This is a genomic window from Nitrospirota bacterium (assembly GCA_026387665.1).
Taxonomy (GTDB): domain Bacteria; phylum Nitrospirota; class Nitrospiria; order Nitrospirales; family Nitrospiraceae; genus Palsa-1315.
Window position 1 is genome coordinate 83,261 of record JAPLLG010000003.1, and the last position, 26,721, is coordinate 109,981.

General features: G+C 58.3%; 23 protein-coding genes and 1 tRNA gene. 15 read left to right on the plus strand and 9 right to left on the minus strand.

What is annotated here, in order from left to right; all coding sequences use genetic code 11:
- Positions 1–143 precede the first annotated feature (143 nt).
- Positions 144–1,142 (plus strand): Gfo/Idh/MocA family oxidoreductase, encoded by a 999-nt coding sequence (locus NT179_01065; GenBank protein ID MCX5720606.1) that lies wholly within the window; start codon positions 144–146, stop codon positions 1,140–1,142.
- On the opposite strand, the gene NT179_01070 is transcribed toward NT179_01065, so the two are convergent.
- Positions 1,139–1,375 (minus strand): Lrp/AsnC ligand binding domain-containing protein, encoded by a 237-nt coding sequence (locus NT179_01070; protein MCX5720607.1) that lies wholly within the window; start codon positions 1,373–1,375, stop codon positions 1,139–1,141. The two genes, NT179_01065 and NT179_01070, sit on opposite strands and share 4 nt — an antisense overlap.
- A gap of 19 nt (positions 1,376–1,394) precedes the next feature.
- Positions 1,395–1,961: a hypothetical protein gene (locus NT179_01075; protein ID MCX5720608.1), complete on the minus strand. Its 567-nt coding sequence runs from the start codon at positions 1,959–1,961 to the stop codon at positions 1,395–1,397.
- Between the two features lie 117 nt (positions 1,962–2,078).
- On the opposite strand from NT179_01075, the gene NT179_01080 reads away from it, so the two are divergent.
- Genes NT179_01080 through NT179_01090 form a run of 3 tightly spaced genes read left to right on the plus strand, consistent with a single transcriptional unit; the run spans position 2,079 to position 4,290 of the window.
- Entirely contained in the window at positions 2,079–3,608 is a 1,530-nt protein-coding gene (locus NT179_01080; protein MCX5720609.1) for a YifB family Mg chelatase-like AAA ATPase, read from the plus strand.
- Between the two features lie 2 nt (positions 3,609–3,610).
- On the plus strand, positions 3,611–3,829 hold the full coding sequence (locus NT179_01085; protein MCX5720610.1) for a hypothetical protein: 219 nt from the start codon (positions 3,611–3,613) through the stop codon (positions 3,827–3,829).
- A gap of 35 nt (positions 3,830–3,864) precedes the next feature.
- Positions 3,865–4,290: a hypothetical protein gene (locus NT179_01090; protein MCX5720611.1), complete on the plus strand. Its 426-nt coding sequence runs from the start codon at positions 3,865–3,867 to the stop codon at positions 4,288–4,290.
- A gap of 28 nt (positions 4,291–4,318) precedes the next feature.
- Here NT179_01090 and clpB read toward each other — a convergent pair whose 3' ends face one another.
- The gene (clpB, locus tag NT179_01095) at positions 4,319–6,913 is read right to left on the minus strand and encodes an ATP-dependent chaperone ClpB (protein MCX5720612.1); all 2,595 of its coding nucleotides are present in this window, start codon (positions 6,911–6,913) and stop codon (positions 4,319–4,321) included.
- 122 nt (positions 6,914–7,035) lie between these two features.
- Between clpB and NT179_01100 the strand changes: the two genes are divergently transcribed.
- Positions 7,036–7,866 carry a hypothetical protein gene (locus NT179_01100; GenBank protein MCX5720613.1) on the plus strand — a complete coding sequence of 277 codons (831 nt, stop codon included), beginning with the start codon at positions 7,036–7,038 and terminating at the stop codon, positions 7,864–7,866.
- A 128-nt stretch (positions 7,867–7,994) separates the two neighbouring features.
- Here the strand turns inward: NT179_01100 and NT179_01105 are convergent, their stop codons facing one another.
- Complete coding sequence (locus NT179_01105) at positions 7,995–8,765, minus strand: Crp/Fnr family transcriptional regulator (GenBank protein ID MCX5720614.1); 771 nt, start codon at positions 8,763–8,765, stop codon at positions 7,995–7,997.
- 417 nt (positions 8,766–9,182) lie between these two features.
- Here NT179_01105 and NT179_01110 point away from each other — a divergent pair, with 417 nt between their 5' ends.
- Complete coding sequence (locus tag NT179_01110) at positions 9,183–12,821, plus strand: response regulator (protein MCX5720615.1); 3,639 nt, start codon at positions 9,183–9,185, stop codon at positions 12,819–12,821.
- A gap of 41 nt (positions 12,822–12,862) precedes the next feature.
- On the opposite strand, the gene NT179_01115 is transcribed toward NT179_01110, so the two are convergent.
- The 3 genes from NT179_01115 to NT179_01125 all read right to left on the minus strand — a co-directional run bounded on the left by NT179_01115 (position 12,863) and on the right by NT179_01125 (position 18,904).
- Positions 12,863–13,588: a response regulator gene (locus tag NT179_01115; protein MCX5720616.1), complete on the minus strand. Its 726-nt coding sequence runs from the start codon at positions 13,586–13,588 to the stop codon at positions 12,863–12,865.
- 172 nt (positions 13,589–13,760) lie between these two features.
- Complete coding sequence (locus NT179_01120; GenBank protein MCX5720617.1) at positions 13,761–17,864, minus strand: PAS domain S-box protein; 4,104 nt, start codon at positions 17,862–17,864, stop codon at positions 13,761–13,763.
- A gap of 302 nt (positions 17,865–18,166) precedes the next feature.
- Positions 18,167–18,904: a Crp/Fnr family transcriptional regulator gene (locus tag NT179_01125; GenBank protein MCX5720618.1), complete on the minus strand. Its 738-nt coding sequence runs from the start codon at positions 18,902–18,904 to the stop codon at positions 18,167–18,169.
- A 369-nt stretch (positions 18,905–19,273) separates the two neighbouring features.
- Between NT179_01125 and NT179_01130 the strand changes: the two genes are divergently transcribed.
- The 3 genes from NT179_01130 to NT179_01140 are packed head-to-tail and all read left to right on the plus strand — an operon-like array spanning position 19,274 to position 23,657.
- Entirely contained in the window at positions 19,274–21,700 is a 2,427-nt protein-coding gene (locus NT179_01130) for an ATP-binding protein (GenBank protein MCX5720619.1), read from the plus strand.
- A 38-nt stretch (positions 21,701–21,738) separates the two neighbouring features.
- Complete coding sequence (locus NT179_01135) at positions 21,739–22,212, plus strand: response regulator (protein ID MCX5720620.1); 474 nt, start codon at positions 21,739–21,741, stop codon at positions 22,210–22,212.
- A gap of 2 nt (positions 22,213–22,214) precedes the next feature.
- Positions 22,215–23,657 carry a response regulator gene (locus NT179_01140; protein ID MCX5720621.1) on the plus strand — a complete coding sequence of 481 codons (1,443 nt, stop codon included), beginning with the start codon at positions 22,215–22,217 and terminating at the stop codon, positions 23,655–23,657.
- A 69-nt stretch (positions 23,658–23,726) separates the two neighbouring features.
- Here NT179_01140 and NT179_01145 read toward each other — a convergent pair.
- Positions 23,727–23,801, minus strand: a tRNA-Thr gene (locus tag NT179_01145).
- 122 nt (positions 23,802–23,923) lie between these two features.
- Entirely contained in the window at positions 23,924–24,163 is a 240-nt protein-coding gene (locus NT179_01150) for a hypothetical protein (protein ID MCX5720622.1), read from the minus strand.
- 260 nt (positions 24,164–24,423) lie between these two features.
- Here NT179_01150 and NT179_01155 point away from each other — a divergent pair, with 260 nt between their 5' ends.
- The 6 genes from NT179_01155 to NT179_01180 all read left to right on the plus strand — a co-directional run bounded on the left by NT179_01155 (position 24,424) and on the right by NT179_01180 (position 26,548).
- Complete coding sequence (locus NT179_01155; GenBank protein MCX5720623.1) at positions 24,424–24,663, plus strand: hypothetical protein; 240 nt, start codon at positions 24,424–24,426, stop codon at positions 24,661–24,663.
- 211 nt (positions 24,664–24,874) lie between these two features.
- Positions 24,875–25,183, plus strand: coding sequence for a hypothetical protein (locus NT179_01160; protein MCX5720624.1), 309 nt, complete (start codon positions 24,875–24,877; stop codon positions 25,181–25,183).
- The gene (locus tag NT179_01165; GenBank protein MCX5720625.1) at positions 25,180–25,563 is read left to right on the plus strand and encodes a CBS domain-containing protein; all 384 of its coding nucleotides are present in this window, start codon (positions 25,180–25,182) and stop codon (positions 25,561–25,563) included. Before NT179_01160 ends, NT179_01165 begins: the two co-directional genes overlap by 4 nt.
- Positions 25,564–25,615: 52 nt before the next feature.
- Positions 25,616–25,741, plus strand: a complete 126-nt coding sequence (locus NT179_01170) for a hypothetical protein (GenBank protein ID MCX5720626.1) — start codon at positions 25,616–25,618, stop codon at positions 25,739–25,741.
- Between the two features lie 4 nt (positions 25,742–25,745).
- The gene (locus tag NT179_01175) at positions 25,746–26,261 is read left to right on the plus strand and encodes a phosphate-starvation-inducible PsiE family protein (GenBank protein ID MCX5720627.1); all 516 of its coding nucleotides are present in this window, start codon (positions 25,746–25,748) and stop codon (positions 26,259–26,261) included.
- A gap of 20 nt (positions 26,262–26,281) precedes the next feature.
- Positions 26,282–26,548: a hypothetical protein gene (locus NT179_01180; GenBank protein ID MCX5720628.1), complete on the plus strand. Its 267-nt coding sequence runs from the start codon at positions 26,282–26,284 to the stop codon at positions 26,546–26,548.
- Positions 26,549–26,721 lie beyond the last annotated feature (173 nt).

Consider the following 26,721-nt stretch of genomic DNA (forward strand, 5'->3'; position numbering starts at 1 on the left):
GGTGCGCCCTTTTCAGACAGGGCCGATACAACGCGGGGTACTATAGGGATCGCGCCGCCGGGTTGTCAATCTGGCGGCAGAGGCTTGGTTGCGGTTGACCAATCGCGTGATCGCGATTACAGTTTCCCCGCACAAGAGGACATATGACCACCACAGCGCTTGGAATCGGGCTCATCGGTGTCGGACGCCACGGCAGCCGCTATCTCCACCATCTCTCGCAGGATCTGCCAGGGGTCAGGCTTGTGGCTCTCTGCAGGAAACGAATCGGGGAGGGGATTGGCGCCCTTCCCACGCCAGAGATCCCTGTCTATGGCGACTATCACAATTTGATCGCCGACCAGGCGGTGCAAGCAGTCGTGGTCGTCACGCCTCCTTCTCTCTGTCGTGAGATCTGTCTAGCAGCCGTAAAGGCAGGAAAGCCGCTGCTTATCGAAAAACCGTTAGCCGAGACAGGCCGTGATGCGCGAGCCATGGTGGCAGCGGCAGAAGCAGCGAACATCGTCCTCATGACCGCGCAGACCCTGCGCTTCGACCGGACGATTTTGTTATTGAAAGAGCGTTTGCCTGAAATCGGCCGGCTTCGCTACGCCACCTTCACCAGCCGGATTGAAACAAAAGCCAGTGCCCAGGCCCTGTCACCGGTGCCGGGGCAACGAGGGGCGCTCCTGGAATTGGGGGTGCACCTCTTAGATCTAGTGCCCTTTCTCACAGGCGAGCACATCGTTGACGTCCGCTGCGAGATGGACCAGCTCCCGCCCCTGGCGCCGGAGACCCTGGCGCTCGTGCAGGCCCATACAGCGAGTGGCATGAGATGCGTCATGGACATTGCGCGAGTTGAATCAGGCAGGGTGGCGAGGACCGAGTGGGTGGGAACCAAGGGCCAGCTCACCGCCGATTGGCGTCACCAGCTGGTGACCGGCGTCATCGGGGACGCGGCTCCTCAGGAATGGGCTGTCCAACCAGAGCAGACGATTCTCGCCACGCTCCGTGCTTTCGTCCATGCGATTCAAACGAAGACGCCCCCGCCGATTACCGGGCGTGACGGCTGCCGCGCTGTTGAGGTGGCCGACGCCTGTTACCGGTCCGCAGAACAGGGCGGGGCCACCGTCAACGTCGCTTCATTACGTGAGCAGACTTGCTAGGCGTCGGCCACGATGTGCGTGTCCGTTTCTTCGACTCCCTCGATCTGGTGAATCTTCGTGATCACCACATCCGAGAGGGCTCGTTCATCCGCTACGCCGATGAAGACGATGATGTCCGGCCGCCCGAAGCAGGAATGGGCCTGCTCGACGCCGGGGAGGCGTTTGAGGGATTGCAGCACATCTTTCGTCCGTCCGGCTTTGACCTTGATCAGGATATACGCTTTCGTGGCCATGGCATCCTCCCTGTTACGGTTACGGTGCGCCGCCCGGCATTTCCCGCCGTCGTTGCGCAAACACCTGGTGAATAGTTTGCCCCCGTTGCATGAACGCAGTCTGCGCTTTCGCCACGAGTTCCATCAACCGATCGAAATCCTCCAGACTGACGTTGAACTGGCGAAAGCCCGGCGCGAGTAGCACTCGCTGATCGATTGCGGTCGCCATCCATTCTCTATTGAGCGCTTCCAGCACCTCAGAAGTCCAGCCTAATGCACGAAATCGGGAGAGGCTGTCGTCGGCAGACCGTTCCCCCTGTGTTATCAGCGCCTGACTTAGAAATGTGCGGACAGCAGGATCAGGACTTTTCATAAAGACCGATTGAAATTGGATGGCCAGCTTGATGATGCGATTCGCCTCGGGGGTCTCTTCCGGTGGCAGCACGTCGGCATCCTGCAGCATCGCCAGGACTGCCATCGATGCGCCGATCGGTGCGGATGGGGTGACTGCACGGCCAGGCACTTGGGCGAAGACAGGACTGACAGATCCCAGGAGCAGGCTACCGAGGAGACAATAAAATGACAAAGACGGTAAGAGAGTACCCATTGAGGAATTATATAGATGAAATGAAACCATATCACGCAGTTTTCGCCTCGCTCGGTTGAAACAAAACACTGCGGTTTCTATAATCCAGGAGCCTTTGGCCTTGCACCGGAGCGACCTATGCTTGGAAAGGTTCTGAGCGTTGCACTCGTCGGGATCGATGCCCACCTGATCGACGTGGAAGTCGATATTGCCGGAGGGCTGCCGCAATTTTCGGTCGTCGGCCTTCCCGATGCCACAGTAAAAGAAAGCCGCGACCGAGTCCGTTCCGCGCTCAAGAATACCGGTTTCCATTTTCCCGCCAAGAAGATTACCGTCAACCTCGCGCCGGCGAACATCAAGAAGGAAGGGTCCGGGCTCGACTTGGCCATAGCCATAGCCATCCTCGTCGCGGAAGAGGTCATTCCGCCTGAGAATGTCCGAAACTGCGTCTGCGTCGGAGAACTGTCGCTGGACGGACAGATCAAAGCGATTGCTGGCGCCCTATCCATCGGGATCGCCTGTCGTCAGGACCAGCGTCTGCTTTTACCAGCAGATAACAGCCAGGAAGCTGCAATGGTGCAGGGAGTGACGGCCTACCCACTCCACACACTCCCTGAGGCAGTGGGATTTCTTCAAGGCAAGGTTCCGCTGGCTCCCGCCCAGGCAGACCGAGACCGGTTTTTCACCACCAGGCCTGTTGAGGATGAGGACTATGGCGATGTGAAGGGGCAAGACCTTGCAAAGCGGGCCTTGGAGATTGCCGCAGCAGGAGGACACAACCTCTTAATGATCGGACCGCCTGGATCCGGCAAGACGATGTTGGCCAAACGCCTTCCGACGATTCTCCCCCTCATGGAACAGGATGAAGCAATCGAGACGACTCGCATCCATAGTGTCGCAGGACAATTGACCGCCGAGCACCCGCTGCTGACCGTCCGTCCCTTTCGCGCGCCCCACCATAGTATTTCCGATGCAGGACTCATCGGAGGAGGCACGATCCCCCGGCCTGGAGAAGTCTCCCTGGCCCACAACGGGGTGTTGTTTCTCGACGAATCGCCGGAGTTCCGCCGCCCGGTCTTGGACGGATTACGGCAACCGCTGGAAGAGGGGCAGGTAACCCTGACCAGGGCTAGCGGCTCGCTCCGTTACCCGGCCCGCTTCATGTTGATCGCCGCGATGAATCCCTGCCCCTGCGGCTACTATGGGGATCGCGCGCATGAATGCCTCTGCAGCCCGCAGCAAATCCGCCGTTATCGAGCGAAATTGTCCGGGCCGCTCCAAGACCGGATCGACATGCATATTGAGGTGCCTCCGGTCTCCATCCGGGACCTCCACGACCAGCGGCCCATGCCGGAAAGCTCCGCCACGATCCGCTCGCGCGTCCTGGCTGCTAGGGACCGGCAGCGCCAGCGGTACCGCCAGGACGGCATCCATACGAATGCCCAGTTGAAGCCGCGCCTCCTGAAGCGGTATTGTGTGCTGGCGGCTCCGGCTCGGGAACTGCTCGAACAGGCATTGGCGAAGCTCGGGTTGTCTGCGCGGGCCCATGGGCGCATAGTGCGGGTCGCGAGGACGATTGCCGATCTTGCAGGCTCTGATACGATTGAGCCGGTGCACCTGGCGGAAGCGATTCAATATCGCAGTCTCGACCGTCGAATGGAGTTTTAGGAATGATGGTGCCAACCATGAAAGTATTTCTCTGGTGGTTTGTGGTCGGCTCGCTCATGGCGCTCGCCGTGATCATGCTGCAGGGCGGCATCAGGGAAGTCATGCAAGCACAGGGATCCGTCTGGGAACTCAAACTGGTCGAGCTGTTCACCACCATCATGGGCGGGGGATTGCTCGGAGGCTGTCTCGCCTTAATTCTGGATCGGATCAAAAAAGCCTAATTCGTTTTCACATCGTAGGGAAATGAGGATCGAACATGGACGTGGAAGTAGGGTCAAACCTGTATCGCAATACAGACGGCACAATTGAGGTCGAGGGGATTCCGCAGATTCAGCTCGCCGTAAAACAGACGACCGGCGCCTTGCTTGTGAACTTTGCCCTGTTCGATGCGGCAGGGAAGGTCACGGCCAAGCTTAACGACAGCACCCTGATGATCAACGAGAAACGCGCCTACGAAGTGAACAAAACGCCGAAGAGTCTGGAGCTCACCCATCTGGCATCGGGAAACGTTATCTTGAAGATGGAACTGAAGGCGCCGGACCTGGTGGCTTTCACGAAAGGGGCCTTCCACACGATCAAGGGCCACCTGTTCGAGGTCTCTCCCACCGAATGGAAAATCGACAAGCTTCGTGCCAGCGGCACGACGCAAGATGTGAAGGGCGGGTCCGTCGTCCTCGGCTGATACCAGACAACGGACCCGTTCTTATATCCTATGCGGTGACCGACGGCACAATCACGATGTGCTGATCTTTCAGGTCCACAGTAGCCGTGTCCCCATCGCGCAACTCGCCCTTGATCAATTGCCGCGCCATCGGCGTTTCCAGTTCCTGCTGAATCAACCGCTTCAAGGGTCTCGCTCCATAGACCGGATCGTATCCACGCTCACCTAAGTGCCGTAAGGCAGCCGGTGTGATGGTGAGGGTGATCCGCCGTTCCGCCAACCGGGCCCGTAACCGCTCCAGCTGAATCTCCGCGATCTTCGCCAGCTGCTCCGTTTCCAGCGGATGGAACACTACCGTCTCATCGACACGGTTCAAGAACTCAGGACGGAAATGTTCCCGCAGTTCCACCATCACGAGAGCACAGACCTCGTCATACGACGCGCGCCGTTGCTGCGCCTCCAGGATCTGCGGGCTGCCGATATTCGAGGTCATGATCAAGACCGTGTTCTTGAAATCGACGGTCCGTCCCTGCGAGTCCGTCAACCTGCCGTCATCCAAGACTTGCAGCAGAACATTGAAGACATCGTGATGAGCTTTTTCGATCTCGTCGAACAGGATGACGGAGAAGGGCCGCCGCCGGACTGCTTCCGTCAATTGTCCACCCTCTTCATAGCCAATATAGCCGGGAGGGGCTCCGATCAGACGGGCCACCGTATGTTTCTCCATATACTCGGACATGTCGATCCGCACCAAGTTCGCCTCGTCATCGAAGAGTGTCATGGCCAGGGCCCGCGCCAACTCGGTCTTGCCGACACCGGTTGGACCGAGAAAGAGGAACGAACCGATGGGCCGGTTTGGATCTTTGATGCCGGAGCGGGCCCGGAGAACTGCATCCGCGACCGCCTCGACCGCTTCATTCTGGCCGACCACCCGCTGATGCAGCAGTTCGCCCAGTTTCAAGAGTTTTTCCGTTTCACCTTCGACGAGCCGTGAGACGGGGATACCGGTCCAACGGCTTACGATGGCCGCGATGTCGTCTTCATCGACCTCTTCTTTGAGCAGCCGGCTTTCACCCTGTTTCTTGCCGAGCTGTTCCTGCTCCAGAGCCAGTTCACGCTCCAAGCGGGGCAGCTCTCCATAGCGCAGCTCCGCCACGCGGTTTAGATCGTAGGCCCGCTCAGCCCGTTCCATCGATTGCTTGACCTCTTCCATCGCTTCCCGCATTTTGCGCAGTTTCGCGACGGAGGCTTTCTCTGAATCCCAGCGAGTCTTGAGTTCCCGCAGTACTTCTTGTTTTTCGCCCAACTCCAGCTCCAGCGTGACGAGCCGCGCCTGACTGGCCTGATCCTGCTCTTTCCGCAAGGCCTCCCGCTCGATCTCCAGCTGCATCACCTTGCGCGAGACTTCATCCAGCTCGGCCGGCAAACTATCGATTTCCGTCCGTAATCTGGCGGCCGATTCGTCCACCAGATCGATGGCCTTGTCCGGAAGAAAGCGATCGGCGATATAGCGGTTCGAGAGTTTTGCCGCTGCGACCAGGGCTGCGTCTTTGATACGCACCCCATGGTGCACTTCGTACCGTTCCTTGAGGCCGCGCAGAATCGAGATGGTATCTTCCACCGAGGGCTGATCGACCAGCACCGTTTGGAACCGCCGTTCCAGCGCGGCATCCTTCTCGATATGCTTCCGGTATTCATCCAGCGTGGTCGCGCCGATCAGATGCAATTCGCCGCGGGCCAGCATGGGCTTGAGCAGATTGGCTGCGTCCATCGACCCCTCCGCCGCGCCGGCTCCCACAACCGTATGGAGCTCATCGATGAAGAGCAGGATCTGGCCCTCTGCCGTCTGCACTTCTTTCAAGACCGCTTTCAATCGTTCCTCGAACTCGCCGCGAAACTTCGCGCCTGCCACCAACGATCCCATGTCGAGGGTGATGACGCGCTTTTTCTTCAGTCCTTCCGGCACATCGCCTTTGATGATACGCGAGGCGAGCCCTTCGACGATGGCAGTTTTCCCGACGCCCGGTTCGCCAATGAGCACGGGATTGTTCTTGGTGCGCCGCGAAAGGATCTGCACGACGCGGCGGATTTCTTCATCTCGTCCGATGACCGGGTCCAGCTTCCCTTGCCCCGCTAATCGAGTGAGGTCGCGGCCGTATTTTTCCAATGCCTGGTAGGTGCCTTCCGGGTCCTGGCTTGTGACCCGTTGCGAGCCTCGTACTTGCTGCAAGGCCCCCAAGAGCCGTTCCTTCGTCAGGCCGAGCTTCTTGAAGACGCCTCCTTCCTGGACCATGGCAAGGATGACATGCTCGACACTGAGATAATCGTCTTTCAACGTTCGTTGTTCGTCTTCGGCTTTGGCCAAGACCTGGCTGAGCCTGGAGGTGACATGAAGCTGTCCCGGGCCTGCTCCGGCACCTTGGACTTGAGGGAGTTTCGCGAGCGCTTGTTCCACTGCCTGACGAACGGATGAGGCCGATACTCCCGCCTGGTCGAGGAGAGAGGAGGCGAGACCGCCTTCCTGTTCCACGAGCGACAGTAAGAGATGCTCCACATCGATGCCCTGATGACTTCGCCGTGAGGCATGGGATGAGGCAGTCTGAAGGGCCTCTTGCACTTTGACGGTCATGCGGTTCATGTCCATTAGGTACTCCTCTCCCTTCGGCGGTGTATTCTGCTGCTTATCCACATAATCATAGGATAGGGGAAGTCAACCTCCCGGGCGGCCTGCTTGACCAGAGAAGTTCTCGCAGACTATTGTCTCTCATGTCGCGCATTCTAGCTGAAACGATCGAACTCTACCGAACCGCCTTCAGAAAAACCGGACAATCGCTCGCCCGCGGCTGGATGACGATGCTGGCGGTGGTCGGGTTCGGGTTTCTGTTGGTCCTGGCCTCTCAAATCGCCGCGCCGCTCGGCATGATTGGAGGCTTCCTCCTTGGCGCAGCCAATGCGCTCCTGGTTGGCGCCACCCTGAGCCTGATCGAGCAATCGATCACCCAGACCAGAGTCCTGACGATCCACGACATTCGCGACAGCCTCGGCCATTATTTCTGGGATGTGATCGGCGTCGGATTCGTGCTCTGGCTGCCGCTCATGGCGCTCGACATGAGCATGCAGACCAACCCCTATGGACAGCTCCTCTCCTATGCCGTGCTGCTGCTGCTCTTTCTCTTACTGAACCCGGCCCCGGAGGTGATCTATCAAGTGCGCCATGATTCTCCGCTGGACGTGTTCAAAAGCTCCTATGAATTCGTCCTCGAAAATTGGATTGAATGGTTTCTTCCCTTTGCGCTGATCCTGATCCCCACCGTCTTCTCACCAATGGGACTGCAATCGTTTTTCTCCCTCTCCAGTCGAGTGGGAAGGGGAGCGGGGTTGGATTTTTTTCAGCTCCTCGTGCTGCCCTTCGCGATCCTCGGCAGCTGGCTGGACTATGCCGGCATCCCTTCGTCAATCAGCTGGTATCTCGGGCTACTCCTCACTCCGCCGCTGGCTGTGGCCATGCTCTTGTTCCGCGGCCATCTCTTTGCCTCGCTTCATGGCTTCTCTCGCCGCCAACGACGTTTCGCCTCGCCATTCAATCGAACCAGCTAGCAGGCTGTCTTCCTGAAGTCGCCTCTATTTCTTCCTGAGGCATTGCCGGAGGGAATGGATGGTGAGCAGCTAGAGGTAAGTTGCGGGGGCTGTGAGAGAAGAAACCGTTCGGACGCTCGCGAAAGTGGTTAAGGCGATAGGCCTGCGTCCACTGCCGTAGACAATCGTTTCCACTGGGGGATGACGATACGGCGCTCATGATAGGCAATGAGACGTTTCAAGGACAGCTGCGCCATGACACGGCTGACGGTTTCCGGCCTTAAGCCCGTGGCTTTCGCGATCACCCAACGGGGGATGACAACGGGAAAACGGAGAGTCGGGGCATTCTTAAGATGCAGCCAGCTCGCCAATTGAAGAAGATACTGTAGTACTCGCGCGGAAGCATGAGGTGAACGAAGGCCGGCAGCTGTGGATTCCAGCTGTTGAACGTCTGACCCGATTTGCCGGAGAAAGATGTCAATCGTCGCCGCGTCTTGCAGGAGGCACGCCCGTGCCTCCTCGGAATTCAGTCCTGAGACAAAGACATCGGTGACAGCTTTCACCGAGGCCGAATGAGTCGGCTTCGCTTGCAGCCACTCCGACAGACAGAGTATCCCTCCAGGCCCAATTATCCGCACGAGCGATTCTTCGCCCTGCCGATCGACCGACAACTGCATCGCAAGCCCCCGGCAGATCATCTCCAGATCTGTGATCTGATCGCCTTGATGGACGATGAAATCACCGGCCCGATAATGCGTCATCGTGACGCCTTGCTTGGGGCGGCGTTCGTCGGCGGTGGTGGAAGTCTGGTTGGCTGTTGAGACAGCGCAGATATGCGCCGTATCACAGCCTGCGCAGAGCGTTGCGAGTGAGGAGACCGTGGCCAGCGGACCAGAGCGTCTCTGCTGTTTCAGCCTCATCAATTGCCCATCCTCTTACATGGACCGATGGTCAGCCAGCCACTGCGTCTGTCCGTAGGGAAGAGTGGCACATGTTCATTGACGCCCAGGATGACTACATATTTCCATTAAGGCCGTAAGCCCTCGATAGCTAGGTTTCAGTTAGGGCCATAAAACCTCTCACTCCGGTTCCGTAATTATCAGTATGATCGGTTCACGGATTTCTGCCGCGTTCGTCTCCCTAATGTGCTCTTGCAAAAGGCCTCTATGCAGGCTCACCACATCCTCCAGGCGTCTCTGCACGATCAGCGCCAGTGGGGGGTGTGACTTAAATCATATTGCGTCACCAGATGATTGGCTACACTTGCGGCTGTCCGTATGTCTTTATCGGTTTCTGTCAGACGAATCAATAGACCCTGCAGGGCAAAAATGGCATTTATGAAGTCGAATTCTGTTAATGGCTCCTTGCCAGGCTGGTTGCCGAGTCGGCTATCCCTCAAAATCGGGTTCGGAATATTTCTGCTGGTGATCCCAGTGATGGGCACGAGCCTGTGGGTCTTCACGCTCACACAACGAGACCTCGCCGAGACAAAGTTCTCCAGCGCGGAAGTGGAGGCGCAGCAAGCCATCACGGTATTGGACCGCCTCGTATTCGAGCGCTACGGCGACGCGATCGTATTCTCCCATCTCAGCCAGTCCCGCCCCTTTGAGCGCGCGTCGCTCGAACCACTGACCGAGCAACTGCTAACGGCCTATGCTCCCTACTATACGTTGGCCGTGGTAACTGATAGCAGAGGGCGGATCATTACCGCCAGCAGGATGGATGGGAAGGGGCAGGCGGTGACGGCCCAGGATGTCATCGGGCAATCGGTCAAGGACGAGCCCTGGTTTCAGCAGACATTGGCCGGCTCTGAGCCGGTGCAGGTGGAGGACTACCACGACGATGCCTTGGTCAACCGGACGGGTCGGGACCATGGCCCTGTGATGAGTTTCTCCGCGCCCATTCGCGCCCACAACGGGAACCTCCTTGGCGTCTGGTCGGCTCGGATGGCGCTCACGCCCTTGCGCGAGGCGCTGATCGGCTCGCAGGCGCCAGCAGCAACCTATGCAGCTCCTTCCCTCACGTTAAAAACTCTCTCCGGAAACCCCATTCTCACGATCGGACCAGCAGTCCCCGGCGCGCCAGCGGCGACTGCGGTGTCGTCAGGGTTTTCGAGGTGGCCAGGCATGGGATGGCGCGTGGAGGTCTATTCGCCGAAACCGGAGGCGGAGCAGGGATTCCCAGTATGGGCGCTTTGGAGCGTAACCGGCCTGCTCATGCTGGGAGGGATTGTGGCGCTCGGCTTGGTCATCCAGCGCCGCCTGCTGGCTCCGGTCTCCCATTTAATTGCCCATGCCCAAGCCGTGATTGCCCAATCTCAGGTGCTGTCTGTTTCCCCTGATTCCCACTCGCTCATGCCTCCGGTATTTTCGTTGCCTGGAGCGCTCCTCGAAAGCCAAGACGAGCTTGGCGAACTGGCGCGCACGATGGCCACCATGGAGCGTGAGGTGCAGAACCAGATCGTCCGGCTCACAACCTTGACGGTCATCAGCCGGGCCCTCGTCCAAGAAGCCGTCTCGCTGCCTGCGCTCCTGACCCGCATTCTCCAGGCGGCCCAGCAATTAACCGGGGCACGCTATGCGGCGCTGGCCACCTTTGACGAGCAAGGGACGGCGATCAAGGAATTCATCACCCTCGGCATCGATGACGCAACAAGACAGAGGATGGGGGCTCTCCCGACAGGCAAGGGCCTGCTGGGCGCCCTGGCCAAGGAATCCGACATCCTCCGGCTCAAGGATCTCACGCAACATCCCTCGTCGGCAGGATTCTGTCCTCATCATCCCCCGATGCATTCGTTTCTGGGGACAGCGATTCGGGTTCACGATCGGGTGTTCGGGCGCATTTACCTCACAGAGAAACGGATGGGAACTGCTGCTGCGGGCTTAACGAACGGGAAGGACGCAGAAGCGGAAACGGGCGAGTTTACGGAACTGGATGAGCAACTGATCAGTGTGCTGACCTATCAAGCCGGTGCGGCGATCGAGGTGGCCCATCTGCTCGATGACGTGACGGCGACCCAGAACCGCTATCGCGCGATCCTGGACGCAGTGCAGAACGGCATTTACGGCCTCGATCTCTCTGGCCGATGCCTCTTCATCAATCACGCAGGGGCGCAGATGCTCGGCTATGGGCCGGACGACCTCGTGGGAGAGGTCCTGCACCAACTCATTCATCACACGCGGAAAGATGGAACCGCCTATGAGTTGGAAGACTGCCCCATCATGACAGCCCTCCGCACAGGCCTGCCCTGCGAATTAGAGGAGGATACATTGTGGCGTCGCGACGGGACCTCATTTACCGTGCGATACGTTGTGACCCCACTTCGCAACGCGGAGCAAACATTGACCGGCGTGGTGGTCACCTTTGCCGACCTGACCGAGCGGATCTTGCTGGAATCGCAACTGCGCCAGTCGCAGAAAATGGAGGCAATGGGTCGGTTGGCCGGAGGCATTGCCCATGACTTCAATAATCTGCTGACCATCATCAAGGGCTACAGCGAGCTCCTGCTGGCAAAAACCAACATGCGGAAAGACGCATGGATGAAGATCGAGCAGATCAAAAAGGCTGCAGACAGGGCAACCGGACTCACGAATCAACTCTTGTCCTTCAGCCGCAACCAGGAGCTGGAAACCAAGGTCGTGGATGTGAACGAGATCGTCTCCAGCACGGCCTCCCTGCTGCAGCGATTACTTGGGGAGCAGATCCGATGTTCAGTCGTCCTGGCCTTCCAGCCTTGTTTCGCCACCCTGGACGCCGTCGGGTTGGAACAGATTTTGATTAATCTTGCGGTCAATGCGCGCGATGCGATGCCGGATGGGGGAGAGCTCACGATCAAGACGGCCATCACGCCTCACAAACCTACCCTCATGGATGCGCCGAATCAGGGGGGATTGATCACGCTGACCGTCACCGATACCGGAGTCGGAATGGATGCGATCACCCAAGCGAGAATCTTTGAGCCGTTTTTCACCACGAAGGCGCTCGGGAAGGGAACAGGCTTGGGCCTCGCAACGGTTTATCGTGTGGTGGAACGGAGTGGAGGCTCCATCACGGTCACCAGTGTAGTTGGGGCCGGCACCACCTTTACGATTACGCTTCCGCAATCTGTGCCGTCCGGCCAGCCCAGCCCTCTGGTGCAGACGGCGGTGGACGAATGTTGGGGATTTGAGACGATCCTTTTGGTGGAGGATGACCCCGCTGTCCGTGCCCTGACGAAAACGGTGTTGGAAGGGAAGGGCTATACGGTGTTTGAAGCAGAGAATGGAGCGGCAGGGCTCGCCAGAGCCGCGGCACATTCCGGCGAGATTCAGCTGCTCCTCACGGACGGCATCATGCCGGAGATGAACGGGTGGGCACTCGCCAGGCAGTTGAAACAGGTTCGTCCTGGTCTCCGGGTCTTGTTCCTCACCGGGTATGCGGATACGACGATTCCCGACTGTGAATCCTTCGAAGAACTGGGGGACATCCTTCAAAAACCGGTATCCAATGAGATCCTCGCGCGCAAGGTGCGCGAGGTGCTGGAACGTCCGTTATCCGAAACAGGATCGAGTCTCGAGGCAAGCCGTCAGGCCCTGCGCATTCTTGTCGTGGACGATGACGCGCAAATTCGCGCAATGCTCGAGGCCCTCTTGACTGCTGAACAGTATGAGGTGCGGACCTGTGCCAGTGGAGCAGAGGCGCTGAAGTGCCTCGGAGACTATCCGGCGGACCTCCTGCTCATCGATATGCTGATGCCGGAACGCGACGGGCTTGAAACCGTTCAGCAGGTGCGGCGAGCCTGGCCAGACATCAAAGCGATCGCCATGTCCGGAGGAGGGTCGGTCGAGGCCGGATTCTATCTCTCGCTCGCCACGCAGTTCGAGGTCACCCACACCCTCGCAAAGCCATTTTCGAAACAGGAATTATTGTCTGTGATTGACCGGGCTGTGCCCCAGAGTCCCAGCCGGGATGTCGGCAGTAATAGTCCCGACAACTAAATGCCTATCCCGCTGGAGCGTACGACTGATGGGGGGACGCGTCAGCTCCTCACCACTGGATTTGGTTGAGACTGTAGATAGGCTAGGAGCGCCGTCTCCAATTCTTGAATCGTCTTCAGAAGCATACAACATTGCGACCGAGCTGGCAGGCCGCTGCCCATGCCCTGCGAATACAATCGTGCGAATTTATCGGCGCCCAGCATAGATGCGCTTTCCGCAAGCTCCTTGAGCAACCGGCCAAGATTCTCGGAAATAGGCTCGTCCGAGTCTCCTTGTTCCAGTACCACAAGCGGTAGGGTTGCGGCCAATTGGGCCACAAATGCAGTGACTAGATCGTTATATTCCGCCAGCCCGATGTCCAATCTGTCCATCGTTTGCTGTTTGCCAAGAAGCAGGCGCGGCTGAGATCGCAAGAGCTGCTCAACCCGCTTGATCAACTGCTTTTTCTCGAGGGGTTTGACCAGGAAACCATCGCACTGTAAGCCATGGACACGTTTGACGGTTTCAAGATCGCCATGCGATGACGCGATCATAATGGGAGCCTGGTTAAATGTCGGCAAGGCCCTGACCTTCACGATAAACTCCAACCCATCCATTTCCGGCATCATATAATCGGTGATGATCAGCTGAATGTCTGGCGTTGCAGACACAGTCTCCAGTGCTTCTTTGCCGTTTCTGGCTACCACCGTTTGATAGCCGTGGGCGCTCAGCATGAGCACTAACAGTCTCGCGTTGACCGGATTGTCTTCAACAATCAGAATGGACATCGTACTCGTTCCTTGTCGTCTGCCGTACTACTGTGGTGATCAAGCGGCCGTTTCGCCTGAGGCGGTCAGCCGCGGACAGTCATCTGTTGAGTCGGAGATCGGGGCCTGCATGGTGACCCAGCGCGCGAGGGCCTCTGCCAATACCTTGGGCTGCACGGGCTTACCGACATAGTCATCCATGCCGGCTGCGAAACACAGGTCTCGCTCCCTCTGCATGACATTCGCCGTCATGGCGATAATAGGCACATGGCGCGAAGCACGAGGCGAGGGGGAAGAGCCGTCTTTTGGCTCTGGCCCCGTGCCCATCACCTTCTCGCCTGCGGATTTCTCGCGTCGCTTCAAAGCCATCCATCCCCGGCATTTGGCAGTCCATCAAGACTGCATCATAGGGGGTACGCGCCAGTGCTTCGAGGGCCTCTAGGCCATTGGCCGCAAGATCCACTCGATAGCCAAACTTTTCCAGGATACGCACGGCCACCTTCTGGTTGACGGCATTATCCTCGGCGAGCAGAATCTTTGCCGTGGCTTGTGCCGTCCTCTCAGCCAAACTATGACGTGTGACCAGCGCTGGTTGCGCAGTCTTATCTGCGGATTGTTTGAGCATGGCAGTGAGACACGTGTGCAGTTGCAGGGCATGCACCGGCTTGGAGAGGTAGGCGGCATACCCGGCCTCGCGGGCTGCCTTGGCATCGCCGCGCTGGCCCTGAGACGTCAGGAGGACTAGCTTGATTGGCGCCAGCAGGGGATCGGCCTTGATGGTCTTGGCCAATTCCAGGCCATTTATCCCTGGCAACTGCATGTCAATGATCGCGAGGTCACAGGCCTGGCCCCCTGCCGCAGCCTTGCGCATAAGCGCCAAGGCCTTCTTGCCATCCTCCGCCATGAGACACCGGACTCCCCATCGCTTGGCATAGAGTTCCAGGATGCGCCGGTTGATGGGGCTATCATCCACGATACAGAGCTGCAGCCCCTGTAAATCCTGTGATGACATGGCGCTCGTCGAGGCGATTGCCTGTTGCTGCTTGCCGAACTGAGCCGTGAACCAGAACGTGCTGCCTTCGCCCAGCTGGCTTTCCACCCCGATCTGTCCACCCATCAGTTCCGTGAGCTGTTTACAGATGGCGAGCCCCAGCCCTGTGCCGCCGAATTTGCGTGTCGTCGAATTGTCGCCTTGACTGAACGACTGAAACAGCTGCCCTTGCGCCTCAGGGGATAGGCCGATGCCAGTATCTTGCACGGCAATCCGTACTGTGGCATCCGTATCGGTTTGGTGCAGCAGCGTGACGGACAGCACGACATCACCCTGCTCCGTAAACTTGATGGCGTTCCCCAGGAGGTTGATCAGGATCTGGCGGAGTCGTCCTGGATCGCCGCGAAGGGCTCCTGGCACATCTGCATGAAACAGGCAGGCCAGGTTCACCCCCTTGCTGGCTGCGCGCTCGGCCAACAGATCCACCGATTCAGCCACCGCGGTGCGCAGGTCGAAGTCGATGATTTCCAGGTTCATCTTGCCGGCTTCAATCTTGGAGAAGTCGAGGATGTCGTTGATGACGGTAAGCAGGTGATCACCGCTGCTGCGGACAGTCTCGGCGAACTCCCGTTGCTCCGGCGTGAGGTCTGTTTCGAGCAGGAGGCCGGTCATGCCGATCACCCCGTTCATAGGGGTGCGGATCTCATGACTCATGGTAGCCAAGAACTCGCTTTTGGCTTGAGCGCTCTTCTCCGCCAGTTCTTTCGCCGCCAGCAGTTCTTGCTGCACATGCTCGCGCTCGGTGATGTCGCGTACGATCGCGATGAAGCATGCCTGATCCGTGCCGACTCCGACGCATTGCAGATTAATCTCCACCGGTATGTCTTCACCATCCTTACGCCGATGGAGTGTCGTTAATGTGAGCGTCCGCAACTCGCCGCTTGCCAGCGGTGCGATTAACGCACGGAACTGCTGCTCGCTGAACGTCGGCTTAATATCTACTGGCGTCATGCGCAGCAGCTCTTCACGGCTGTATCCCGTTTGCTGCACGGCCCCCTCGTTCACATAGCTGAAGCGCAAGGTGTGGGGAGCGAAGATAAACGTCCCGTCCGTTGTGGCATCCAGCGTGGCCAGGGCATCGCGTATGGCCTGATCCGCCTGCTTGCGCTCGGTGATGTCGCGCAGGAACGCGCTAAAGAACATTGTGGTCCCGACGCGGACGGGAGTGATGGCGAGTTCCACGTGAAACTCCTCGCCGTTCTTGCGCAGGGCAGTGATTTCGATGCGTTTATTGAGCGCAGGGCCTACGCCGTCGGCCAGATAGCGCGTCACTCCCCGCTCATGAGCCTCGCGGTGTTGTAGCGGCACAATGAGTTGTGAAAGCCTCCGGCTCATGGCCTCCTGGCTGGTCCAGCCGAAGACCGTTTCGGCCTGCGCGTTCCAGGCGATAATGTTGCCATCCACGTCCATGGTGATGGCCGCATCGAGCGCCGTGTCCACGACGGTCCGCAAGCGTGCTTCGCCTTCACGCAGTGCCGCTTCGGCCTGCTTGCGCTCGGTGATATCGGAAAAGGTCACCACCGCGCCTTTCAGCAGGCCGGCCTCGTGCACGGGGCGCGATATAACTTCCGAGGGGAAGGACGTCCCATCTCGCCGCCAGAACACTTCGTCATCGAGCTGGGCTCCCTGTCCCATCTGGCATGCGTAGTAAATGGGGCATTCGTCAACGGGGTAGGGCGAGCCATCTCGATGAGAGTGATGCATAACTTCATGCAAGTTCTTGCCGAGCAACTCCTCCGGCTGATACCCGAGCATTTCAGCGCCGGCCCGGTTGATAAAAGTGCAGTGGCCTTGACGGTCCATGCCATACAACCCTCCGACCGCGGCATCCAGTAAGAGACGAATGTCACGACTCAGGCGTTCCCGCTCGACTGCCTCCATTTGTTGCTGAGTTATATCACGCACGGCCGCCATCGCGAAGGAGCCTTCCGCTGTCTCCGCATGGCTCAAGCTGGTCTGGATCGGAAACTCGGTCCCATCCTGTCGACGTCCGGTAAAACGGAGGCCGGTCCCCATCAGTCTGGGCTGGGGCGATTCGTGGTAGCGTATTCGGTGCATGCGGTGGATATCCCGAAGAGACTCCGGCACCAGAATCTCGATGGGTTGGCCGATCAACTGGCCCGGTGGGTAGCCGAACACTAGATCCACCTGGCGGTTGGTTAACACGATGGTGCCTTCGGTATCGGTCATCACGATGGCATCCGGCGCCATCTCCAGCAACGTGTGAAACTTGCGTTCTGCCGCCTGTGCCCGGTTGCGCTCCTCGTCCGCTGCTTCCCACGACTGCGTGAGGCGGGTGGTACTCCAGAGCAAGACTCCGAACAGCGGCAGCAGCATGCCGACGCCTGCCGCTCCGACCTTCCACATAACAGTCCTGATTGGAATCAGGATGTCGCTCCGGTCTACGCGCACTAACACGCCCCACTGCAGTCCCTTGAGCTCTGCTGTCCCCTTGGTCTGGGCATAGCCAGTCACGACATCGACCTTCCGGCGATCATGTTGTTCCTCAATGAATCCGGCCGGGGCCGTATCGAGCAACAGTGCCGAGGCAACTCCCTGTTGCTTGAGATTGAGTAGCCCTTCTTCTCTTAGCAGCGAATCGACGAATACCGTACCGGTATGATCCAAAAACAGATACTCGATGCGCGTCCCAGATCCCCATTGCGTCTGCAACGCGTTCACGACGCGCGCGAAGACATCCTCCAGCACCGGCAATCCCACTTGCGATATTACCGCCCCGATAAATGCGCCGCGCGCATCGTGGAGTGGACTCACGAATGTCACAGTCAGGACCCCCTCGTCGTCCGGTATCGCATCCTGGACAACGGCGCCCTCTCCTGCCTTCACAGTCTGGAAGCCAGGCTCCCAACTCAGATCGCGTCCCTTGCTGGTTCGATCGGTCGCCACCAGGACCCGGCCGTTGGCATCGGTGACTCCTGCCCAGCGATACACGGGATAGACCGCCATTAAAGCGTGAAGCCGTCGTTCCATTACCGCATAATCGTGCCCTTGAAACTCCAATGACTGCGAGAGCAGCTGGATGTCGCCGTAACGCTCAGCCATCTGCATGTCCAGTTTGTCCGCAATATTGACTGCGGCCAATGAGAGGCTTTCTCCGGCAGCGGCCACCATGGTCGTTTCGACATAATGGAGGACGAGGCCCCCGATCAGGATCGCGACCAGCGTGATGGCGACGATCAAGACCGGTAGCCAGTGAGTGTAGGAACGGATGCGCTGATTCATCATAGGGTCGCCTCGTGCCGATACCTGCTCGCGTGAGCGACCCAGAGGGAGGGGGAACAATCGCGCTCGCATGCCGGCATCCGGCTTCCGGTGCGACCCGGAACGAGTGCTGTCGGCAATCAGCGTTGCTCCACCTGCTCCCCTTGAGATCGGCGCTACGGCTTCTACTGAGCTGCCTCAGGAGCAGACGTCGCCGATGTGGACAGGTGTCGGTATCTATAACGTTGCTCGTCACCTATCTCTTCGGCTTGTTCGTTCTTGAACTTAAGAGGAAGGAGCAGGAACGGGGAGGGTGGTATGCACTATTAAGCCGCCGGTTGAATGAGGGCGCGCAGCCGCTCGATATCGGGGATGATGGTCTCACGGGGGGTTTCGAGCATATAGCGCTGTTGTTTCAGACGGGAAATAGCGCGGCTAATGGTTTCCGGCGTGGTTCCGACGATCTCAGCCAACGAGGATCGGCTCAATTTCATGGGCACCGTCACCGATTTGTCCGGCTCAACGCAATAGGGCTTGGCGAAGGCTACGAGCACATGAATAATTCGGCTGGCCGCGTCCTGGGACTGGTGGAAAATATATTGCTCCTCCAGCGCGTGCAATTGCTTGGCGAGAAGCCGGAGGAGTTTGCCGGAAAAGGTGTGATCGCTCTCCAGTCGCGTGACAAGCTCATCGCTCCTGACAAAGGCTACGGTCGAATTCGTCAATGATTTTGCGGTACCAGAGTAGGTCTTGGATACGGCAAGATTATCGCTGACGTCCAATAACCCCCCGGCCCCCACGACATAGAGCGTGCGATCGCCCTGCGCTGTCCCCACGTTTTTCGTCACCGTCGCCCACCCGTTGCAGAGCACATGGAGCCCGGTCACCGGTTCACCTTCGTTAAGAATGTGCTGCCCGGCACGGTACCGGGTCTGGAAGACATGGATCGCGCTGGGGCCAGTCGAGCCCTTGGCCACTGCAGGCAAGGGACAATGGGACTGCTCCCGACAGGCATCGCAGGGGGCATAACACGTTCCGCGAGCACTCGTCGCAGGGTCAGACATTCTTCGCTTCACCGGGTACTCCGTTCAGCATAGACGTTTCAGAGAAGGGGACGACCACATATGTTCCGGCTCAATTGCACGACAGTCTGTGGCGATGGTATTGTCCTGCATCGGATAATTGCTCCCACCCCGCTGGCCTATGCGCTCCGTCATGGCAAAGCATGATCTTGGATCATTGTATTTTGATAAAGGTCCTGTTAATACAACACACTTCACATGATCTAGTGTAGCAAATTCTTCATTTCCCTCGGCTAACACCTGGCCGGCCTTGACTGACGTAGGCTCACTCCGAATTGCAAGTCATTGTATCGACTGATTTTTCACGCGTGAACCATGCCATTCTTTAAGGAGCAGCAGCCGTTGTCATTGATGGGGACGTCAATCCTGCGAATGCCTGCCGCCACTCGCATCCTGGCCCTGGCCAGGCGAAGTCTACAGGTCCGCCTGATCGTATTGCTACTGGCGGCGTCGGCTCCTCCCATGGCGCTCACGATGTGGTTTGCGCAGCAAGAATACTCCCACCTCAAAAACGCAACGGAAGAACATGCGCGAGCCCTGGCAACCCATATCCTCGATACCCTGGACCGCGTGATCTTCGAGCGCTATGGCGATACCCAACTCGTCTCGCAGTTGCCGGCAGTGCGTGCCATGGAGGCAGATCGCCTCACTGCCATCGCAGGGGGGGTGGTCAACACCTACAATCCCTATTACACCTTAGTCGTGGTGGCCGATCGGAAGGGGATCATCAGGGCCGTCAATACCATCGACGGGGCAGGTCGCCCCATCGCCAGTTCGCAACTGGTCGGACAGAGCGTCAGCGGCCAAGCCTGGTTTGAAGAGGCGCTCAGGAGTCCTGGGATTACCGTGTATGATTTTCAAGCAGATCCGCTGGTCCAGCAAGTCTATGGCCCCAACGCCCAGCGGACGATGACCTTTGCCACGCGAATCCAAGGATCTCCTGCGAAGGGGGAAGAGGGCCGCACGGTTGGTGTCTGGTCCTCCAGTATCCCTGAATCGGCCATCGCCAAAATGATGCAGTATGCGGAAACGCCGACGGAGCAATACGACAAGATCCGCGTAGCCCTGTTCGACAAGGAGGGTCACCCGATCGGACGGTTCCAGGATAATGAGAGCCCTCTTACTCCCGACTTGCCACTGGCCTCAGCCTCATCCAGCGGCTTTAGCGCCTATAAGGGCCTCGGATGGAACCTTCGCGTCTACCCGTCATTTGATGAAAGCTCGTCCCAAACGCCGTTCTCTGTCCCGATTTCCGCGGGGATCATGGTCAGTATGCTGCTGGGGTTCGCGCTGATTTGGCGGCAGACCAGCCGTCACGTCCTGCAACCGCTGAGAGCCTTGGCCGACGCGGCCCAGCAGATCAAACGAGGACAGGCGGTGATCATCCCGCAAGACACAAATCGCGCCGATGCGATCGGCATGCTGCAAAAAAAGCTCGCCGGGATGGTTGAGACCCTCAAGGCGCAAGAAGCCGCGGCCCAATCCACCTCCAGCATCCTCAAAAAACAGGCCGAAGCCCTGCAATTCCTCGTGCAAAGCATCAAGGAGATCACGGCGGAGTCGGACGATCTGGGGCGCTTCCTCTATCGCTTAGTTGAAGCAGCCTGCGCCCTCACCAACGCCCGCTATGGCGCCTTGGCCCTGTTCGACAAGGACGGCACGACCATGACGGAATTCATCACGGTCGGCATGGATGAGGCGACTAAGGCGGCCATCGGAGCGCCTCCCGAGGGACGCGGCGTATTGAGCGCGCTGGCTCATGGCGACAATCCCCTGCGGCTCAAAGACTTGACGGCCCATCCGTCCTCCATCGGATTTCCCGCGCACCATCCTCCGATGCATGCCTTCCTCGGGGTCCCCATCAAGGCCCATGGCAATCTCTTCGGCCGCCTCTATCTGACGAAAAAGCAGGACGGCGACGAATTCACCGAGACGGACGAACAGATCATCGTGGCCTTCGCCAGCCAGGCCGGCGTCCTCATCGAAAATACATTGCTACTGCAGGATGTGCGCACGACAAAATCCTCCCTCAAGGCCAGCAATCAAGAGCTGGAGAATTTCGTCTACGCCGTCTCCCACGACCTCCAAACCCCGCTTCGCGCGATCCATGGCTTTGCCGACTTGCTCGTCAGTCAGGCCAAGGACCATCTGAGCGAACAGGAGCAGCATTACCTGGCCCGCGTCCAGGCCGGGACTAGACGAATGGAAAGCCTCATCCAGGACCTGCTTGAATATTCCCGCATCGATCGAATGGCGCAGGCCTTTGACTGGGTCTCGATGGCCGACCTGCTCGAGAAGGTCCGGGACGATCTCCAGAGCGTGATTCAAGCATCCGGCGCCACGATCCTCATCGAAGGCCCTATGCCGATACTCTGGGCGGACCGCGCGAGACTGAGGCAGGTCTGGACGAACCTCCTGACCAACGCGATAAAATACGTCAGGCCTGGCACAGTGCCGCGCATCGTGCTGCGTTGCAAAGAAGAGAAGACTCACTTCCTGTTCGAAGTCCAGGACAACGGAATCGGCATCGCGCCGGAATTTCACGAACGCATCTTCAAGCTGTTCCATCGCCTGCACCTGTCGGGGGCCTATACGGGAACCGGCGTGGGACTGGCCATCGTGAAACGGGTCGTGGAATTCCATCGTGGCAAGATATGGGTGGAGTCGGTCGTGGGACAGGGAAGTACATTCCGCTTTACCATTCCCAAGCCGTCCGACTCTCCCAAGAGTCATCTGCCTACAGCAATCTTTACCACGCAGCCCCCGCAGGGAGCCTGAGGGCTGGCGCTGTCATACATGGAGGAGGACTCATGGGCATGAGCGTTGCCGCAATCGACATTCTCTTGATCGAAGATAACGAAGACGATATTGAGCTGACCCAGGCTGCCCTGAGTATCGGGAAGATCGTCAATAGCCTGACAGTGCTCCGCGACGGGGACGATGCGTTGCGCCATCTGCTCGGCGACGGGACCCCGGCGAATCCTCCCTGCACCGCCCCCAGCCTCATTCTGCTGGATCTACGGTTGCCGAAAGTGGATGGCATCGAAGTCCTGAAACGCATCAAGCAGGAGCCGACCCTCCGGCGGATTCCTGTGGTCGTACTGACCACCTCGCAGCGGGATGAAGACCTTGTGCAATCCTACGATTTGGGGGCAAACTCGTTTATTCGAAAACCGGTCCTGTTCGAAACCTTCTATTCAACGATGAAGACCTTGGAACTCTACTGGGTCCTGACCAATACTCCGCCGCCCCTGGGCCGGATAGCCGGGCAGACCGGCAGCAACGGTTAAATATGAAGAGAACGGAACCGCACGAAGAGTACATCCTGCTGATCGACGATGAACCGGACGATGCGGAGCTGACCAGCGGCGCGTTGCAAACGAAGCACGCGCAGAGCTCGATCACCATCGCGCGGACGGCGGAGGAGGGGCTCTCCCTGATCGTGCAGCAGAACTGGACCATGATTTTCCTGGATCACCAGATGCCCGGCAAGACCGGACTGGAGATCCTTCCGGAGATCAGGCTGCGGGCGCCCGATGCCGGCATCATCATGCTCACAGGCCATGAAGACACAGAGGTGGCCATTGCGGCGTTGCGCGCCGGAGCGGACTACTACCTCAAGAAATCGGCGAATATGGCGTTGGAGCTGCCGTTGGTGGCCCGCGAAGTCGCGGAAAAGCGAGACCTGCGCCGGACGCTGGCGCAGACCACGGACCGGTATCGCCGCTTGATCGAAAATATGAACGACCTGGTGTATGAGTTGGACGAGGAGGGGCGTTTCCGCTATATCAGCGCCGCAGTCATCAGCGCATTGGGCTATGCGCCCCACGAACTCATCGGCGCGCACTATTCCACGATTCTCTGCCAGAGTTATCTGCCGCACCATGGCCGCCAATTCCATGAGCGCCGCACGGGGCTACGGGCCACCAGGGAACTGCCGATCTGCATGAAGACCAAGAGCGGCGAGCTGAAGACCTTTGCCGTGAATGCATCCGGGATCTATGAGCGCCACCGCCGATTCTCCGGCACGGCCGGCATTGCCCGCGATATGACGGAGCGCCAGCAGCGGGAAAAGGCCCTTCAGCGAAGCGAGCAGATGCTGCGATGGACCTTGGATCAGCAGGAGCGTCTGGCCCTGGACCTCCACGACGGAAGCATTCAATCGCTCTACGGCATTGGACTGGGCCTGGAGTATATGTTACAGCTTCTCGGGAGCGACCACCAAGAGATTTCATCTCGCCTGAAAACGGCCCGGGCCGGCGTGAACGACGTGATCGCGGAATTGCGAAACTTCATCGTGGGCGAGCCGGCTGACTTCGTGCTGCCCATGGACCTGGATGGGGCGATGGAATCATTGGTTCATGCCGCCCACCACACGACACCGACCCGCTTCAGCCTGAACATCGATCCGGAAGCGCTCGCGCAATTGGACGCGGAAACCAGCACGCAGATCCTGTTTGTCCTGCGTGAGGCCATCAGCAATATTTCGAAACATGCCAGGGCGACTACGAGCGCAATTCGGCTCGGGCTGTCCGGCGATCGTGTGAGACTCGACATTGTGGATAATGGCGTCGGGTTCGACGTGGAGTCGCGCCAGGGCAGCGGGCACGGACTGGACAATATCCATACGCGCGCGCAGAAGCTGGGCGCCAGACTCGACATCGCCTCCACGCCAGGCCGCGGCACCTCCCTGACGCTGAGGTTCCCTGGCGATAACGGATGCGCCGAGCTGTAGCGGATATGTGGGGACCCGTATCCCTTGCGTGGCGTCGAGAAGATCTGGAAACGAGAGGGGAGTCGGTTGTGGAGCTGGCGAGAGGAATTGAACCCCCAACCTGCGGTTTACAAAACCGCTGCTCTGCCATTGAGCTACGCCAGCCTGAATAAGATCGGTGCGCGGGAACGCGCACCGTTACGAAAACCTAACAACTGCCTCTCAGCCTGTCAAGCTACGAGAAAATCCTGCCGATACCTGCCAGGCAGTGAGCATGTGCCAGGCGGCTACATCGTTCCGCGAGGGGGAGGGGAGTCATCAGTAGTAGGACCATCCTGGGGCTCCAGGAATTCGTCGAGGACCCGGAGTGACTCATTGAGCAGGTCTGTCGTGCAGCTTAGGGTCACTTGAATTTGTTGAAGCGCCTCCTGCCAGCGCCCTTCCTGCTGGAGGATTTGAAATCGGCGAAGATGCTCTTCCATGATCGCTTGTTTCGCATCCAGCATCAGGCCATCAACAGCTGTCACAAGTGCCTCCGTTCGTGTGATCGATGGCTCACGATACCAGACCCTGATCCCTACGGCAATCATAGGGACAGTAGATCTCTAAATAGTTTAACTTCCAATCATAACGCATTGTATTTACTGGGCACACTAACGTGCTACTGTCAGATTAATAATTGAGCTATCGATCCTGTAACTTCCAAAGTTCAGAGGTTCTTCCGCTTGACGGTTCGCCGGTAACAGGGGTATCGTGCTCTTACAATTTACTCATTGAGGAGGAGCTGATGCGCAAGGTCTCGATGTCGCCACTAATCGTAATTGGATTTCTACTGGCTGCCTGCTCCTCGACAGAATGGGTCCACCCCAACAAGCCAGGGGACGCCTTCACGAGCGACTACAATAAATGCCAGCAAGACGCTGCGCGGGACCCTAAACTGCAGCAGGGCAGCCAGCTCCTCCTCATTAACGCCACGGAACGCTGCATTCAGAAGGAAGGCTGGCGAATGATCGAACGGGAGAAGTAATCTCTCTTTTCCTCCTCGTCGCCGAGAACCCTCCGCACCCACTCACCTGCATCAATTGCTGATCCGAATCGCTCCGGCATGGGCCGGAGCGACCAGCCATGCCACCATCCAGAGTAGCTCAATAGCTCCTTAGCTCCTTCGATCCATATGTTACATGGAGTTTACAGGGAATTGACGCAACTGGAATGTGTCCTGGGTAAGGTAGTGCCATATGAATATGCAGAACACCGCCCTCTCAACCTTGGAGCAAGCGATGAAAAACCCTGACGCCTATCTATTCGTGCTGACCATCACGCTCTTGCTCGCCGCGCCAATCGTGCGGGCCATCCAAACATTGCTAGCCATGCACGCACGAGTCATCGTCCCTCTTCTTCGGACACAGACAGGGGGGTATGCCCTCACAATGATCACATCCGTCCCAAGGATGGATGCCATCATCTGCCCCCACTGCGCATCATCCTTTAATCGCACCATCGACTTGAACCCAACCACATTCGTACAACCAAGGGAGGCCTTATGATCACAGTCGATCGGCTCATGACCCGCCACATGGTCAATATCGCAACAGGCACCTCAGCCATTGATGCGGCGAAACTTATGAAGAACCACAAAATTGGAAGTCTGTTCGTGACTAAGCATGACCGCATCGTCGGCATTGTGACGGAGCCGGATATTGTCAGGAAAGTCGTTGGGGTAGATGGGGTGCCCTATGGCATCTCCGTGGAAGATATCATGAGCAGCCCCGTTATCGGCATCGACGGACGCCGGTCTGTGACTGAGGCGGCCGATCTGATGGAGCGGCATGGGACACGCCATTTGGCCGTCTTCAAAGAAAACTCGATTGTGGGGATCTTGTCGGTGCGCGACCTATTGCACCCGGTTTCTATCGATGAGTTTTAAGCATTCATGGTTTGCTTCACACGATCCGTCACAAGAAAGGGAATTCGCAGACATGGCACTTGATCTCTTCACCTCATTGCTTGCCATGGGCGTGCAGCTCACGCTCGTCCTCGGCGGCATGCTGTTCCTCTTCTCGCTTGGCCGAGATTTCCGGAGTGCTTTCTTGGGACACGAGTAACACCATGCCCCAGATCTCCATGGAGCAGACTTTGTCGAACGGCTGGCCCAAGCGATTCATCATTACGCTCACGGCTTACGACTTCACTCGTGTCTGGGAAGCGGGCACGCGATTCATTCTGAGCCTGCTCACCCTGACGATCCTACTTGGCCTGGCAGGTGGCGTCGTCAAAACGTTTCTTGACCTGCGGCTGCTCCTATCCACCGATCTTGAAGTCGCGCTCCGGCACATCATTGTCGATGCGCTCACCTTGCTTGCAGTCGTGGAAGTCCTGAGAACGACGTTGACCTACTGTTCGGACGGACGAGTGCGCGTCACCTTTATCGTAGACACGGTGCTCGTCGTCATGCTGACCGAGATCATCTCCCGATGGTTCACCGGCGGGGAGTGGCATCAATTCGCGATACTGGGAGGCATTGTCATCACGCTGGGGCTCATGCGCGTCGTGGCCATCCGATATAGCCCGACGCCAGCGACGTTCACACAACAGGCCAGTCAACCGGGACCATCATGTCCCTAATTTTTCACCAGGAGGTGCCTATGACAGTCAGTTCTCTTCTTGAATCAACTCCGGAAGTACATCCTTCACAACGGGAGCGGCCAGATGGCGATGCGCTGACGGCAATCATTCTCGACCATCTCGATGAGCAGACCGTCATCACATTGGACTCGCTCGTTTGCCTCATGCCTGAGTACAGTTGGAATCAAATCTTCCACCGCGTCGACCAACTGGCCCGATGCAACAAGGTTGTCCTTCGCCGCCACCGATGTGACTACACGCTCTTCTCAACCACGTTCGTCGCCTAATAACTTCCTCCACGCGCCGTTCGCTTCCCTCATATCCGCTCCATAGGCTTTCCGGTAAGCGGGTGCTGATCGGAACAGCAGGGAGCGGCCTCCGTTCGAAATCCGACAGTCTCTCTGCGTAGCTGATCTTCCAGGCAAACTAGCATTTCATGGCCTGGTTGTAGCGCTGGCCT

Excerpts from the sequence above, each read along its gene's own strand:
- NT179_01065 (MCX5720606.1), top strand. The coding sequence starts at position 144 with ATGACCACCACAGCGCTTGGAATCGGGCTCATCGGTGTCGGACGCCAC.
- NT179_01070 (MCX5720607.1), bottom strand. The coding sequence starts at position 1,375 with ATGGCCACGAAAGCGTATATCCTGATCAAGGTCAAAGCCGGACGGACG.
- NT179_01075 (MCX5720608.1), bottom strand. The coding sequence starts at position 1,961 with ATGGGTACTCTCTTACCGTCTTTGTCATTTTATTGTCTCCTCGGTAGC.
- NT179_01080 (MCX5720609.1), top strand. The coding sequence starts at position 2,079 with ATGCTTGGAAAGGTTCTGAGCGTTGCACTCGTCGGGATCGATGCCCAC.
- NT179_01085 (MCX5720610.1), top strand. The coding sequence starts at position 3,611 with ATGATGGTGCCAACCATGAAAGTATTTCTCTGGTGGTTTGTGGTCGGC.
- NT179_01090 (MCX5720611.1), top strand. The coding sequence starts at position 3,865 with ATGGACGTGGAAGTAGGGTCAAACCTGTATCGCAATACAGACGGCACA.
- clpB (MCX5720612.1), bottom strand. The coding sequence starts at position 6,913 with ATGGACATGAACCGCATGACCGTCAAAGTGCAAGAGGCCCTTCAGACT.
- NT179_01100 (MCX5720613.1), top strand. The coding sequence starts at position 7,036 with ATGTCGCGCATTCTAGCTGAAACGATCGAACTCTACCGAACCGCCTTC.
- NT179_01105 (MCX5720614.1), bottom strand. The coding sequence starts at position 8,765 with ATGAGGCTGAAACAGCAGAGACGCTCTGGTCCGCTGGCCACGGTCTCC.
- NT179_01110 (MCX5720615.1), top strand. The coding sequence starts at position 9,183 with ATGAAGTCGAATTCTGTTAATGGCTCCTTGCCAGGCTGGTTGCCGAGT.
- NT179_01115 (MCX5720616.1), bottom strand. The coding sequence starts at position 13,588 with ATGTCCATTCTGATTGTTGAAGACAATCCGGTCAACGCGAGACTGTTA.
- NT179_01120 (MCX5720617.1), bottom strand. The coding sequence starts at position 17,864 with ATGATGAATCAGCGCATCCGTTCCTACACTCACTGGCTACCGGTCTTG.
- NT179_01125 (MCX5720618.1), bottom strand. The coding sequence starts at position 18,904 with ATGTCTGACCCTGCGACGAGTGCTCGCGGAACGTGTTATGCCCCCTGC.
- NT179_01130 (MCX5720619.1), top strand. The coding sequence starts at position 19,274 with ATGGGGACGTCAATCCTGCGAATGCCTGCCGCCACTCGCATCCTGGCC.
- NT179_01135 (MCX5720620.1), top strand. The coding sequence starts at position 21,739 with ATGAGCGTTGCCGCAATCGACATTCTCTTGATCGAAGATAACGAAGAC.
- NT179_01140 (MCX5720621.1), top strand. The coding sequence starts at position 22,215 with ATGAAGAGAACGGAACCGCACGAAGAGTACATCCTGCTGATCGACGAT.
- NT179_01155 (MCX5720623.1), top strand. The coding sequence starts at position 24,424 with ATGCGCAAGGTCTCGATGTCGCCACTAATCGTAATTGGATTTCTACTG.
- NT179_01160 (MCX5720624.1), top strand. The coding sequence starts at position 24,875 with ATGAATATGCAGAACACCGCCCTCTCAACCTTGGAGCAAGCGATGAAA.
- NT179_01165 (MCX5720625.1), top strand. The coding sequence starts at position 25,180 with ATGATCACAGTCGATCGGCTCATGACCCGCCACATGGTCAATATCGCA.
- NT179_01170 (MCX5720626.1), top strand. The coding sequence starts at position 25,616 with ATGGCACTTGATCTCTTCACCTCATTGCTTGCCATGGGCGTGCAGCTC.
- NT179_01175 (MCX5720627.1), top strand. The coding sequence starts at position 25,746 with ATGCCCCAGATCTCCATGGAGCAGACTTTGTCGAACGGCTGGCCCAAG.
- NT179_01180 (MCX5720628.1), top strand. The coding sequence starts at position 26,282 with ATGACAGTCAGTTCTCTTCTTGAATCAACTCCGGAAGTACATCCTTCA.